The organism is Paenibacillus sp. 2KB_22, assembly GCF_052115745.1.
Taxonomy (GTDB): Bacteria; Bacillota; Bacilli; order Paenibacillales; family Paenibacillaceae; genus Paenibacillus.
Genome location: NZ_JBFRHG010000001.1, coordinates 828,819 through 843,585, shown reverse-complemented (window position 1 = coordinate 843,585; position 14,767 = coordinate 828,819). Strand labels below are relative to the sequence as shown.

12 protein-coding genes are annotated in these 14,767 nt (G+C 45.1%); 11 read left to right on the top strand and 1 reads right to left on the bottom strand.

Features of this window, described 5'->3' with window-relative positions; genetic code table 11:
- The first annotated feature begins 73 nt into the window (after window positions 1–73).
- The 9 genes from AB4111_RS03410 (at window position 74) to AB4111_RS03370 (ending at window position 11,579) form a co-directional block, all read left to right on the top strand.
- Window positions 74–1,123, top strand: coding sequence for a dockerin type I domain-containing protein (locus tag AB4111_RS03410; protein WP_442030475.1), 1,050 nt, complete (start codon window positions 74–76; stop codon window positions 1,121–1,123).
- Window positions 1,124–1,214: 91 nt separating this feature from the next.
- The gene (locus AB4111_RS03405) at window positions 1,215–3,143 is read left to right on the top strand and encodes an S-layer homology domain-containing protein (protein WP_442030474.1); all 1,929 of its coding nucleotides are present in this window, start codon (window positions 1,215–1,217) and stop codon (window positions 3,141–3,143) included.
- Between the two features lie 192 nt (window positions 3,144–3,335).
- Window positions 3,336–5,300 carry an ABC transporter ATP-binding protein/permease gene (locus AB4111_RS03400; protein ID WP_442030473.1) on the top strand — a complete coding sequence of 655 codons (1,965 nt, stop codon included), beginning with the start codon at window positions 3,336–3,338 and terminating at the stop codon, window positions 5,298–5,300.
- Window positions 5,301–5,328: 28 nt separating this feature from the next.
- Window positions 5,329–5,997: a response regulator transcription factor gene (locus tag AB4111_RS03395; protein ID WP_210107957.1), complete on the top strand. Its 669-nt coding sequence runs from the start codon at window positions 5,329–5,331 to the stop codon at window positions 5,995–5,997.
- Between the two features lie 2 nt (window positions 5,998–5,999).
- Window positions 6,000–7,331, top strand: a complete 1,332-nt coding sequence (locus AB4111_RS03390) for an ATP-binding protein (protein WP_442030472.1) — start codon at window positions 6,000–6,002, stop codon at window positions 7,329–7,331.
- 213 nt (window positions 7,332–7,544) lie between these two features.
- On the top strand, window positions 7,545–9,380 hold the full coding sequence (locus AB4111_RS03385) for a UbiD family decarboxylase (protein WP_442030471.1): 1,836 nt from the start codon (window positions 7,545–7,547) through the stop codon (window positions 9,378–9,380).
- A gap of 283 nt (window positions 9,381–9,663) precedes the next feature.
- Window positions 9,664–10,755 carry an HD-GYP domain-containing protein gene (locus AB4111_RS03380; RefSeq protein WP_442030470.1) on the top strand — a complete coding sequence of 364 codons (1,092 nt, stop codon included), beginning with the start codon at window positions 9,664–9,666 and terminating at the stop codon, window positions 10,753–10,755.
- A gap of 174 nt (window positions 10,756–10,929) precedes the next feature.
- A complete protein-coding gene (locus AB4111_RS03375; RefSeq protein ID WP_442030469.1) occupies window positions 10,930–11,394 on the top strand; it encodes an SRPBCC family protein in 465 nt (154 codons plus the stop codon).
- A gap of 23 nt (window positions 11,395–11,417) precedes the next feature.
- Window positions 11,418–11,579, top strand: a complete 162-nt coding sequence (locus AB4111_RS03370) for a hypothetical protein (RefSeq protein ID WP_442030468.1) — start codon at window positions 11,418–11,420, stop codon at window positions 11,577–11,579.
- 1 nt (window position 11,580) lies between these two features.
- Here the strand turns inward: AB4111_RS03370 and AB4111_RS03365 are convergent, their stop codons facing one another.
- Window positions 11,581–12,801 (bottom strand): MFS transporter, encoded by a 1,221-nt coding sequence (locus AB4111_RS03365; RefSeq protein ID WP_442030467.1) that lies wholly within the window; start codon window positions 12,799–12,801, stop codon window positions 11,581–11,583.
- A 228-nt stretch (window positions 12,802–13,029) separates the two neighbouring features.
- Between AB4111_RS03365 and AB4111_RS03360 the strand changes: the two genes are divergently transcribed.
- Entirely contained in the window at window positions 13,030–13,620 is a 591-nt protein-coding gene (locus AB4111_RS03360) for a TetR/AcrR family transcriptional regulator (RefSeq protein ID WP_442030466.1), read from the top strand.
- Window positions 13,621–13,770: 150 nt separating this feature from the next.
- On the top strand, window positions 13,771–14,739 hold the full coding sequence (locus AB4111_RS03355) for a D-2-hydroxyacid dehydrogenase family protein (protein WP_442030465.1): 969 nt from the start codon (window positions 13,771–13,773) through the stop codon (window positions 14,737–14,739).
- Window positions 14,740–14,767 lie beyond the last annotated feature (28 nt).

Here is a 14,767-nt window from a genome sequence, read left to right as displayed (position 1 = left end):
TTGGATCAGAATGACTCGTTATACTGAGCATGTAGTTGTTCAAATTTGAAATGTACACGAGGAGGAACATGAATTGAAGGGGAAACAAAACAAAAAACGGCTTAAGCCAATATTGAAAAAAAGCATGTTGACTGCGCTCGGATTGGGCATTGCATTGCCTATAGGTGGAACGCTTCCGCAGGCTGACGCAGGTGCAATTGGTCCGGTAATAAACATTTCACAACCTGTTCTTAATGATGGCATCAACTGGTTAAATTATTCATCGAAACCAAATGATCCTTCTTTACGCGATGTGCCCATCGAGGTGACCATCAATAATATCATCAGAATCAATCTAAGTACACAATTTCGATCCGATGAGTATAGCTCGCCTACAGCCAGCTCAAGTGATAACAGCATCGCTGAGGTGTATGTAGAAACGAGACAAGATGAGAATATGCCAACGCCTGAGAGCACATTGGTGGTTATTCCTCGCCAAAGCGGCAAAATCAACATCGAATTGAAAGCGAATTATATGATCTCTGGTGCACCAGAGACTGTTACGGATAACATTGAACTTTACATTAGTAAAAAAGGGGATGTAAATGCAGACGGAAAAGTGAATTCTTTGGATGCATCTGACCTTTTCAATTATCTTCGTAACATGATGACTCGCCGCAGCTTTTCTTATGTAGAGATGAACCGAATGGATGTGGATCGTAATACGGAAACCACTCTGGGGGACATGGATGCTTTGCTAAAAGGATATAATGGCAAAACACTTGGCGGGAAAAACAATGACTATGTGTTGACCTTTAAGCAAGTGGATGATGCCCCGTATGTACTGAATGGTCAATTGAAGGATTACATGGAGAGTGCAGTTGCTGTTGATTACTATTTAATGGATATTGATTATGATGATACCCTTAATACTCCTTCTTATCAGTGGTACCGCGCAACAGACGCTTTAGGAGAAGATAGGGTGCCAATCGTAGGGGAGACACGAGAACAGCATAGTGTTACATCTGAGGACGAGAATCATTATCTTGTGCTTGAAGTTATTACCCACTCCACTTCAAACCCAAATACGGAGCCTAGACGAACATTCATTGTTGGAAAAGAAAAAATACAACTTCCTGATTAATTCATATTCTTTATTTTAGTTAACGAATAACAACACTTTTTCTATTTTTACCATACGATCTATCATTTGATACAGACATGGAGGCTATTACATGTTTCAACCGAAAAAGAAACGTCCTAGAATCAGAAAAACAATGTCGGGTCTGATCGCACTGACATTACTCTCTTCACTTATTTTGCCCAATGTAGCTGGGGCAGAACCGGTAGAACCATCACAAGTACAATTTGCAAATGTAAGCGTACAGGCAGGGGAGACCGTTCATGTACCTGTTGTATTGAAAAAGTCCTATTTCGGGGTGAAAGCTTATAATATGCAGATTGATTATGATACGTCTGCGCTGGAAATTGTTCGGATCACGCCTAAATCGATCAACGCCATCACCACATCACCAAATGAAGAGGGTGTAGCAGACTTCCAGTATGAAATCAGAAATGCGGAAGGCTGGGTACGGATTATTTGGGTTGATTTTTCTGGAGGGAACAATCCGATTGTAGATGAACAACAAATGTTTGATATCGAGATCAAAGCCAAAAACAATGCGACGCCTGGAACGAAACAGCTCTCTGTAGATCAAACGGATTCAGAGCATTGGCATTTTACGAATGTAGAACATGAGAGCTACACTCAATTGTCCGGTGGAGCAATCACAATTACAGCAGCCAACTCAGGTGGTGGCAACTCGGGTTCTACACCGAATCCAGGTTCATCTTCGGGAGGAAGTGTATCACCCGTCGTTACTCCTGTTCCATCCACTCCAGCGGCAACCAAAGGTGTAGACATCTATGTGAACGGACAAAAACAGGAACAATCTGCAACGGCTACTACAGCAACAGTAAACAATCAGGTGACTACCACGATTCACGTGGATAATGACAAAGTCATCAATCAGATTGGTAGTGGACTTAGAACGCTTCTGCTGCCGATGACAGGTACTGGCAAGGGTGCGGTCGTTGGTGAACTGAATGGCAAACTGGTCAAAACGATGCAAGGAAGCAGTGCCGAAGTTGTCATTCAGACAGACAGTGGTACGTATACCCTCCCGGCAAATCAGATTCAGATTGATCAGGTTATGAACAAATTCGGAAGCGCCGTTCCAATGGAAGATGTCACGATTCAGATTGCTATTGTACCTAGCGCTGCATCCAAGCAAACAGCCATTCAGTCCGCAGCGGACAAGATGCAGAACACTACGGTGGTTGCAGCTCCGGTTGATTTTGAAGTAAAAGCCATCTGGAATGGACAGCAAGTTAATGTGGATCGCTTCAACGCTTATGTAGAGCGTTCCATCACATTGCCAGAGGGTGTGGGTGGTTCTAAGATCACGACTGGAGTTGTACTTCAGCCTGATGGCAGCCTTCTGCATGTGCCGACCAAGGTTATCAAAGGAAATGGACAAGATTCTGCTATTATTAACAGCTTGACCAACAGCACTTATGCCCTGATCTATCATCCGGCAACATTCAGCGATGTAACGAATCACTGGAGTCGTGATGACGTACAAGATCTGGCATCGCGTTTGATCGTACAAGGTACTGGTGATGACGTGTTTGCGCCGGATCAGAGTATTACACGAGCAGAGTTCACGGCTGTTCTCTTAAGAGGTTTGGGCCTGCACTCCCCGAATAACACAGAAACAGCATCGTTCACGGATGTGAAGACAGGCGCATGGTATGAGGATGAGGTTCAGACGGCCGTGTCCTACGGATTGATCTCGGGTTATGCTGATGACAGCTTCCGTCCAAACAGTGAAATCTCTCGTGCTGAAGCGCTGACCATTGTGTCACGTGCGATGAAACTGGTCGGTCTGGCACAGGCTGATGCTTCAGAGACAACCAGTCTGATAAGTTCATACAGCGACAGTGCTAAAGTACAAGCATGGGCAGCAGAGTCGGTTGCATCGGCGATTAAACAAGATCTGGTAGAAGGTGCTGATGGCAAGCTGATGACAGAGGCAGACATTAGTCGTGCGCAGTCAGCGGCGATTGTGAAAAGATTGCTGCAAAAAGCCGGATTGATCTAATAATAATTCGATAAACCTATACTTCCTTGAAATGATTTGCTTCAAGGAAGTATAGGTTTTTTTACATATCGTTCTTTTGAACAACCTCCTACAGGCCAATGCTCCAGTTCATTATCAGTTCACACTGATTTGTTACGATATGAACATCAAATAGATAGATATTGTGCTTGATCAGGAGAGGAAGAGATCCATATGAAAATACTCGAAGTTAAAAATGTGAAGAAGTCATACACCTTATATGGAAAAGAAAAAGTTCCGGTACTCCACGGTTTGAACCTGAGTTTTGAGACAGGTGAATTCGTCTCCATCCTCGGTGAATCTGGCTGCGGTAAGTCGACACTGATGAATATTATTGGTGGCATGGACTCCGATTATGAAGGGGAAGTCATTGTTCGTGGCAAGAACTTAAGTGCCATGACAGAGAAGGAAATGGATGATTATCGGAAGAATAATATCGGCTTTGTCTTTCAAAACTTTAATCTGATCCCGCATCTGTCTGTCCTCGAAAATGTGACGATTGCGATGCAAATGACGGACACCAATGAGAAGGAGCGGAACCAACGTGCTGTTGATATATTAACAGAGGTTGGACTGAAGGATCATCTGAACAAACGTCCCAACCAATTATCTGGAGGTCAGAAACAACGGGTGTCCATCGCACGGGCTTTATCCAACAATCCGGACATTATTCTTGCAGATGAACCGACAGGTGCGCTGGATCGAGAAAACGGAGATCAAATCCTGGCTTTGCTCGATAGTATAGCCCAAAAGGGAATGCTGGTGATAGCCGTAACTCACTCGCAGAAAGTCGCTGACTCCGGTACACGTATTGTGAAGGTAGAAGAGGGGCGCATCAGTGATGATATTCATCTCAAAGATCCTTCTACGGTTGTCTACGAAAGTGGTCAGGGTACTTCCCGGAGCCTGGGCTTGCTTGCTTCGTTCAAGATGGCACTCAAAAATATGAAACTAAACGCCAAGCGTAATGTCCTGGTAGCTTTGGGTGGATCTATAGGTATATTAAGTGTACTCCTGATGCTTTCCTTGGGGAATGGGATAACGACGTATATGAACGACGAAATCAATTCAAGTATGGACCCTTTGCTTGTGGATATAACCAAGCCGAGTGAAGAAGCCAAAGACATGCAAGGCCCCGAAGCCTTGATGGCAACAGGTGAACCGTTCACCGAAGCTGATATTGAGACGATTCGCAATTTCCCTAATGTGGATCATGTAGAGACAATTACGACCATTACAGGCCAATCGACAATGGTGAATGAAAAACAAAGTGTGGGACTTACGCAGTTAACGACGTTAACGGATGCTTTTGATCCAGCACTGATGACAACGGGGGTTCTCCCGGCAGAAAATGAGATATTGTTACCCCTCGATACCGCGAAACAATTAAGCGGAAATGACCAAGCTGATTCCATGATCGGCAAGTCCGTGCTTCTATATATCAATGAGATGGATAGCAATAATAAACCAGTAACGTTGGAGAAGGAAATAACGATCTCAGGGATCTATGAAGCGGCAGATCAACGATCTCCAATGCAACAATCCCCGGGATACATTTCATCAGAGACTTTAGAGCAAATGTACTCGGACAAAGGAATAACGATTGGACCGATTCAGGTTAACGCCTATGCAACCGATATGAAATATGTAAATGATATCAATGAAGCTGCTGTTGACGCTGGCTTCGCAGGCTCCCAGATGGCCAAGGTCATGGAGAATATTACGACTTACGTAAGTATGGCTTCCATTGTACTTGCGGGTATTGCAGGCATTTCGTTGATCGTATCCGGTATCATGATATTGGTAGTGCTCTATATTAGTGTCGTGGAACGCACGAAAGAGATCGGAATACTGCGGGCGATTGGAGCAAGAAAGAAGGATATCAAACGAATATTCTTCTCGGAATCTGCTTTATTAGGCGTATTTAGTGGTATTATTGCGGTAATCTTTGCAGTGATCATAAGTTATGTGTTAAACATACTTCTGGACAATGCGTTTGGAGCAAAACTGATTAATCTCTCGGGATATTACATCTTGTTTGGTCTCGTGGTAAGTACAGCGATTAGTATCGTGGCTGGTTTGATGCCATCATCAAAAGCGGCGAAGCTGGACCCGATGGAATCCTTGCGATACGAATAAAACGAATGGCGGAAAGGATAATGGCTACATGAACACGATTCTGGTGGTGGACGACGATTCCCATATCCGCAAATTAATCCGAATCTATCTTGAAAAGAATCAATTTTCCGTGCTGGAAGCAGCAGACGGTCAAGAGGCGTTAGATATGCTATCTCATACGAAAGTTGACTTGGCAATTGTGGATGTAATGATGCCGCGAATCGACGGCATTGAACTGACAGAAGATATCCGATCTTATCTGGATATTCCGATCCTGATGGTGACGGCCAAGGGAGAATCCAAGGACAAAGTCAGAGGATTTAATGCCGGGTCAGACGATTACCTGGTTAAACCTTTTGATCCTGTGGAGTTAATCCTGCGTGTGAAATCATTATTGAAACGATATAACAAAAGTTCATCGAATATCATTCAGATCAGCGGTGTAACGATTGATTTGGGCAATCTGATGGTCGTTGCAGATGGTCAAACCATCGAATTGAAAAAGAAGGAATGTGAATTGTTATTTTCTCTGGCGAGTTCGCCAGGGAAAATATTCACACGTACACAGCTTATAGATGATCTATGGGGCATCGATTACGAAGGCGATGAGCGTACGGTCGACGTGCATATCAAGCGCTTAAGGGAACGGCTTGAACCTGTACCTGAGCTAGTGATTTCAACGATAAGAGGACTTGGATATCGTCTGGAGCGGACATGAACATGTTGAGGAAGAGCCTGCGACTTCGAATTGTAGCTACGTTTATCGGGATTGTTCTGGTGAGTTTAATTCTCTCCTTTATGATCAATAACGGGTCCCGCGAAAAGGCGCCGAATCGTTTTATGGTTACCTTTGCTGAAGACATCGCTACAATGATTAACCTGATTGATGATCCGGAAAAAGTGAAATCTAGCTTGGGTATCTTTGCCCGCTACGGCTTGAATATCACGCCCGTGAATCAACAAAGTGAAGTGTTGTCTTCCTTGCCAGAGGATAAAGTTCATTCGTTATTTGAGGCGGGGACAACCGATGCAATGTTCATGTCCAGTAAAGATGGAATTGCGACCATAGGTGTTCCCGGAACAAACGAGGGGATCGGCACTTTCCTGATACAAAGCGATTTCTCTTCTCTTTTTCACACACTGCGAAACACGCTCTTAACCTCCCTATTAACGGTACTGGTCATTGGTAGCCTACTAATCCTGTTCATGTCCGGGTACATTGTGAAACCGATTAAGAGGTTAACGGTCGCTGCGAAGGAGATGTCATCAGGTGATCTGTCGGTTCGGTTGAAGCATAACAATCAGGATGAGTTTGGGGAACTGATGGAGAGCTTTAATCATATGGCCAGTGAGTTGCAAAAAATCGATTCTGTTCGTGATGACTTTGTCAGCAACGTCTCTCATGAAATGCAGTCTCCGCTCACTTCGATCAGGGGATTTACCAGAGCGCTACAGGATGGTGTTATTCCTTTAGAAGAGCAGAAAGAACATTTGGATATTATCTATGAGGAAACGCTGCGCTTATCGAGGCTCAGTGATAATCTGCTTCGGCTAGCCTCGCTGGATTCGGAGCATCATCCGGTTCATTTCACCACGTTCCAGGTCGATGAACAATTAAGAAGGGCGATTCTACTGGCGGAGCCGCAGTGGTCCCAGAAGGATATACAGATCGAATTGGACTTGTTGCCCTGCGAGATCACTGTGGACAAAGATTTGTTTGATCAAGTCTGGCAGAATTTAATAAACAATGCGATCAAATACACCGGCCCTAAGGGTACCATTCATGTCGAGATTGAGACGTCATCTTCATTCGTGAAGGTATTGATTAGAGATTCTGGACAAGGAATACCTGAGGAAGCCCTCCCGTATATCTTTGATCGATTCTATATGGTGGACAAAGCGCGAAGCAGCTCGCTTCGAGGCAATGGATTAGGGTTGTCCATTGTGATTAGAATATTGAAATTGCATCAATGTACAATTGATGTAGAGAGCGAAGTGGGAAAAGGTACGCAGTTTATTGTCACAATTCCCAGATCGGTTATTACATCTTAAGGCAAGCCAGAATAGAAAGCGGCAATATGAAAACAATCGGCTCCTGTGCATTCAGGATTCAGATTGCTTCATATTGCTTTTTTTGATATTAGGATACTCGACAAAATTTCATATATAGTTTTGTTTAGCAGTGAATCATTTGATAAAATAGAAGAGGCGTTATGTGAATCTATGAACTTAATCAATTTATCATACACAGAATGGAGCCATTCAATGAAATATCGCAATATGGAAGATTGTATTAACGATCTGGAGCAGCACGGTCATTTGATTCGGGTCAAAGAAGAGGTTGATCCTCATCTGGAAATGGCAGCCATCCATATGAAAGTGCACGAGGCTAAAGGCCCGGCATTGTTATTCGAAAATGTAAAAGGCTCGAAGTTCCAGGCTGTATCGAATCTGTTCGGCACGGTGGAACGAAGCAAATTCATGTTCCGCGGTACGCTTGAAGGCGTACAACGGGTCATGGCAGTTCGTGACGATCCCATGAAGGCGCTTAAGACGCCATTTCAGCATGTCCGTACAGGTCTTGCTGCGTGGCAGGCGCTGCCGAAACAGAAGTCTATCAGCCTCCCGGTGTCTGCACAAGAGATTCAAATCTCGGACCTGCCGCTCATCAAGCATTGGCCAATGGATGGTGGGGCATTCGTGACACTGCCGCAGGTATATTCGGAAGATCCGGATAAACCAGGCATCATGAATTCCAATCTGGGGATGTACCGGGTCCAGTTGAATGGCAATGATTTTGAAATGAACAAGGAAATTGGATTACACTATCAGATTCATCGCGGAATTGGTATACATCAAGCCAAAGCGGTCAAAAAAGGAGAACCACTGAAAGTGAGTATTTTCATCGGTGGTCCACCAGCACATACACTTTCAGCCGTTATGCCTTTGCCTGAAGGACTTAGTGAGATGACATTTGCCGGTTTACTCGCTGGACGTCGCTTCCGGTACAGTTACAAGGACGGATATTGCATCAGTAATGATGCTGATTTTGTCATCACGGGTGATATCTACCCAGGCGAGACGAAGCCCGAAGGTCCGTTCGGCGATCATTTGGGTTATTACAGTCTGACGCATGAATTCCCGTTAATGCGTGTGCATAAAGTCTATGCCAAACCTAATGCCATCTGGCCATTTACGGTTGTTGGTCGTCCGCCTCAAGAGGATACGGCGTTTGGTGATTTGATACATGAGATTACAGGGGATGCGATTAAACAGGAGATTCCGGGCGTTAAAGAAGTACATGCGGTCGATGCGGCAGGGGTCCATCCATTGCTGTTCGCCATTGGTAGTGAACGTTACACGCCGTATCAGGCGGTGAAACAGCCAACAGAGTTGCTTACGATTGCTAACCGTATTTTGGGAACGGGTCAGCTCAGTCTGGCGAAGTACCTGTTTATAACCGCTGAGGATCAGCAGCCTCTGGATACTCATAAGGAAGTCGAATTCCTGACCTATATCTTGGAGCGTATGAACATGCAGCGGGATATTCATTTTCACACCCATACGACGATTGATACGCTGGATTACTCAGGTACAGGACTGAACAGCGGAAGCAAGGTCGTGTTTGCAGCATATGGCGACAAGGTTCGGGATCTGTGCACGGAAGTTCCGGAGTCTTTGAAAAACATTCGTGGTTATGAGAATCCGCAGCTCATCATGCCAGGCATTGTTTCGATTCAGACATCTGCCTTCACGAGTTATGCGGATACAGCACAGGAAATGCAAGCATTCACGTCTCTTTTGAAAGAACAGGGTGGTTTGGACTCTTGCCCGATGATCATTCTATGTGACGACAGTTCGTTCCTGAGTGCTAACCTCAGCAACTTCTTATGGGCAACTTTTACTAGGAGCAACCCTTCGCATGATATGTATGGAGTTAATAGTGGATATGACCACAAGCATTGGGGCTGTGATCAGGTGATTATTGATGCGCGCACCAAACCTCACCAAGCACCGCCGCTGATTCCCGATGCTTCGGTAGAGAAGAGCATTGAACGTTTATTTGTTAAAGGAGCAAGTCTGGGTTCAATCAAAATCTAATATGAGATGTCTTAAAGAAGTTCAAACTCACCGTTTGAACTTCTTTGGCTTGCTCTGATATAGCGATAAGACACAAAAGTGTGTAAAAGTTTAAAACCGGGACTAATTTGGATGTTGGAGTGAGGATAAAGTCTTACATGTTCGTATTTACCTTTGCGATTAAGGTCGTTTGAACTATGTATGAAATGAAGAATTATAACGATATAAAGAAGTATAGGTATTTTTGTGGCCCCGTTCCATTGGGTGCTGTTACTATAATGAATTGTTCAGGGGGAATACCGATTTGAGAATCCATATTATGAACCTGCAAGACGGAGACCGTCTGACTGCGGATACATTCAGTGATGCAGGATTACACGTTCTCGGGAAGGGAACTGTGATCAAAGGTGAGGATATTACCTTGCTTATGCAGCACCGTGTAGATTATGTAGATATTGAATCACGTGAAGAGGAAATTACGGAGGCAGAATTTTTTGCTGCAGCCGCCAAGCATGCTTCCGGGTTAAGTACAAGTACGAAGGAAGAGCCGCCTGAAGAAGAGATGAAGTCCCAATTTATTCAGACTGTACATAATTATCAAAATGCTTTTCTCGAAGCTCTGACTGTTGGCAAGTTCAACGCCACCATGGTGGATGATGCACTGCAACCGATGGTTGAGGGACTGGATGAGCAGAAAGATGTCGTTCATCTCCTGATGATGCTGGAGCGGGATGACGTCAATAACTATACACATTCCATTCAAGTCGGGTTGTTGTCCTTCTACCTCGCGAACTGGCTTGGATATTCTCAGAAAGAAAGTTATCAGATTAGTCGCGGTGGTTATCTGCATGACATTGGAAAGTGCAAAGTATCCCACCGTATTCGGAACAAAACGGAACCATTGACAGCGGACGAGCACCTTGAAATGCAGCGTCACACGATATATGGACATGAAATCATCAAAAATTCGATGACGGATGAAGCGACAGCACTGGTTGCTCTACAACATCACGAGCGGGAAGATGGGTCGGGTTATCCGATGCAACTTGATAAAAGTGAAATTCATCCCTATACCCAGATCGTATCTGTAGCTGATATCTATATAGGCATGAGATCCGGGAGTCACGGTGGAAGCAATCCAAACCTGATCAACAACCTTAGAGATATTTATGGAATGGGATTTGGTAAATTGAATGAAAAGCCGGTTCAGGCATTGATGCAACATTTACTTCCTAATTTCATCGGGAAACAAGTCCTACTCAGCAATGGTGAAAAAGGTGTAATTGTCATGAACAATACGTCTGATATTTTCAAACCGCTCATCAAAGTGGAATCTGAAGAATATCGTGATCTCTCCAAAGAGCGTACGCTTGCCATTGATGAATTGCTTATTTAATATCGATGGTTATCGTTACTCCATCATTGCCATTCTATTTTTTTGAAAGACGGGCCTCCTGTACTAAGACAGGGGACCCGTTTTTTGTTATATCATCCTAGATGTGTTGTTCGACCAAGGTAGCAAGCGTATACTTTGCAAAGACCTTATTTTTCCTGCCAAGGAGCGATCGCTATGATTGAAGTGACTACCGAGATTACGATACATGCCTCAATTGAACGGTGCTTTGACTATGCCCGAGATATTGACTTACATACACAGACAGTCTGGAAACATACGCGAGAACGAGCCGTCGCAGGAGTAACCACAGGAAGAATTGGAGCGGGGGATACCGTTACATTTCAGGCTACTCATTTTGGGGTTAGACAGCAGTTGAAGTCCCGAATTGTGCAGTTTGAACGACCGTTTCTATTTGTGGATCAGATGGAGACGGGGGCTTTCAAGAGCATGCGACATGAACATCATTTCAGCGCGATTGGAGATCAGAAGACTTGCATGAGAGACACACTACGGTTTGAAGCGCCACTTGGAATACTGGGTTGGGCAGCGGAGCGCCTTGTACTAAAAAGATACATGCAAGCATTTCTGGAGAGTCGTAATCGTAAACTCAAAGCGATGCTTGAACAGCATCCAGAATGAAATGGATAAAGGAGAGATGACGTTTGTTTGACAATGAATATTATGTAGGTTGGGGCACCCTTGCCTTGATTAATGCCGGACTGGCACAGGGGAAAAACAGAAGTGGTCGGAACTGGTTTCTGATTTCCCTGTTATTTGGTCCGTTGGCAACCCTCTTTATTGTGGTGTGGAATAAACTGGACTAATTCAACGATCGAGATTCCGATACATATGACGATCGATCATCCAGAACAGAAGTGCGGCTGCACTAACACCTGCACCTAACCAGCAAACCGCTGTCCAACCCGCCCATGCATACACCTGGGTAGAAACGATGGAGCCGGTTGCACTGCCGATGGAGTAAAAGATCATATACGCTGCCGTCAGGCGGCTCTGTGCTTCGGGGCGAACTTCGTAGATCAGGCTCTGGTTGGTAACATGTACGGCTTGCACGGCGAGATCGAGCAGGATAACGCCCAGGATCAGGAACCACAACGAGTGATGGACATAACCGATGGGTAGCCAGGACAAGAGCAGAATGACAAGAGAGATACCGGTTGTTTTTTGCCCAAGGCCCCGATCGGCGAGTTGACCTGCACGGGCAGCGGCCATGGCTCCAGCCGCTCCTGCGAGACCGAATGCACCTATAAGCGTATGAGACAGGGACAGTGGAGGGCTGCTTAGTGGCAGAACCATGGACGTCCACAAGATGCTGAAGGCTGTAAAAATCAGCATGGCCAGCACACCTCGTACTCGTAACACACGCAACTCACGGTACAGTTGCAAGACGGAACCGAGTAATTGGATATAGCTTTGTTTCACTTGTGGAGATTGTAGCCTTGGGAGAACAAGAAATAAGGCGACAATTCCGAGTAAAGTAAGGCTGGCAGAGAAGAGATATACCGATCTCCACCCGAGCCAATCGTTCAGCGTACCTGCAACCGTTCGTGCAAGTAAAATGCCAATGACAATTCCGCTGGTTACCTGTCCGACAATGCGACCACGTTCGGAAGGGGCAGCCAAGTGTGCAGCATAGGCAACCAATGTTTGTGTAATGACCGCGAGCAGACCTACGACAGCCATGCCCGTGAATAAAAGTGAGCTGGACTGTGCGGTTCCTACGATAACCAGTGCAAGTACGGATAAGAGCATTTGCATGATTATCAGCTTGCGGCGGTTCAAGAGGTCACCAAGTGGAACGAGAAGAAACAGCCCCAGGGCATAACATATTTGAGTCACTGTGATGACAATTCCTATGGATGATGGAGAGAGGCTGAATTCATGAGCAATCGAGTCCAGCAAAGGCTGAGCATAATAAATATTGGCGACCGCAAGTCCACTGCACACGGCAAAGAGAAGAGCGACTAAGCGTGACATGGCAGGGCGATCCTTATTGGATAATTGTGCATCTGGAGTAGAAGTTAGCATGAATGGCAATCACCTTTCTATTATGTACTGATCGGTATTATATGTTTCGGGATAACCATACTTTATTTGCATGAACACTGTCAACAGAGAATTGGACGAGAGTTTCAAAGTAGTTAAAAACGCTTTTTAGCTGGACTTATTTCATTTCAAATGAGTGATCTTTGACTTATTTATTGTTATGAGTTTAAAATATAAATATACTGATCGATACATAAAGAGGTGAATTGTATGGTTAGACAACGGGAATTTGATACGGATAAAGCACTTGATGCTGCGATGCATACATTTTGGGACAAGGGATTCGAAGCGGCATCTTTGAGTGATTTGACGACTGCAATGGGCATTCAACGTCCCAGTCTTTACGCGGCTTTTGGCGATAAAAAGGAATTATTCGAAACCGCACTTCGCAGGTATACCACGCAGCATGCGGCTCAAGTCAGAGCCAGACTTCAACAGGGCTCCACGGTGCGAGAGGCCTTTCGTGGGCTGTTTGAACATATTGGAGCTGAGGGGAGTGTGACCGAGCCTAGTCATGGCTGTTTTTGTATTAATACGATGGTTGAACTGGCTCCCCATGACCACAAATTCGCTGTCCTTACACGGGAGCATCAGATGTATCTGGGTGTTCTTTTCAAGGAAACGATAGAAAGAGGCCAACAGAGCGGGGAATTATCCGCTCACTTGAATGCGAGTGCGGTAGCACAGTCTTTGGTTGTATCCATGATTGGACTAACTGTATTGATGAAATCAGGACCGGACCGCTTGTTTGTAGAGCAGACCATCCAGATCACACTCTCTTTGTTACAGCAATCGGAATGATACTTATTAACGTGATGCAGAGTACCTCATTTTACAGGGATGATGGAAGTTGTTTCCCTTCTCTTATCTGTGTCTGAGGGCATTGGGCAGATCAGGCCGAAGTTGCTACAATATAGTTAAGACTTGAGCAGATATAGGAGGAGATCAGGAATGGATACGAAGTTGCGCTGTGCCGTTTTGGATGATTATCAGAACGTTGCACTGATGTCGGCAGACTGGAGTTCGTTGATGGATCGGGTGGAGATCCAGACATTTAACAACTATATGGGCTCCGAAGAAAAAGTCATCCAGGAACTGCAAGATTTCGATATTGTGGTCCTGATGCGGGAACGTACACCATTTCCGGAGAGGGTTATTTCGCAGCTACCTAAGCTAAAACTTCTGATTACAAGTGGTATGCGCAATGCGTCCATAGACCTTAAGGCTGCGGAGCAAAAAAGGATCATTGTGTGTGGAACCGAGGGAAGCTCTAATCCACCAACGGAACTTACGTGGGCGCTAATACTGGGACTGTCCAGACAGCTGGTTACGGAGAATAATGCACTTCGCTCCAATCGAAACTGGCAGAGCACTGTAGGGTTGGATCTGCATGGGAGAACACTTGGATTGCTCGGTTTGGGCAAAATAGGCACTCGCATGGCGGAGATCGCACAAGCATTTGGCATGAATGTGATGGCCTGGAGCGAGAATCTGACACGAGAGAAAGCCGGAAAACATGGTGTGATCTGGTCCGGGACCAAGGAGCAACTGCTTGCACAGAGCGACATTGTATCCATTCATCTGGTATTAAGTGATCGTACGCGCAATCTGATTGGACAAGCCGAATTTCAACAAATGAAATCGAGTGCGCTATTCATTAATACGTCGCGAGCGGGTATTGTCGATCAGGAAGCTATGGTAGATGCATTACAGCGTGGTTTGATTGCTGGTGCAGGTCTGGATGTATATGAGCAGGAACCGCTGCCGGTTAACCATATTATGCGAACATTGCCCAATGTCCTGGCCACACCGCATCTGGGTTATGTGACTCGTGGCAATTATGAGATCTATTATAAGCAAACGGTAGAGAACATAGCGATGTTCCTGAACGGAACACCGATCAGGCAAATGCTTCCTTAGAATGAACGGTGCTGAATAAGGCGCAGCT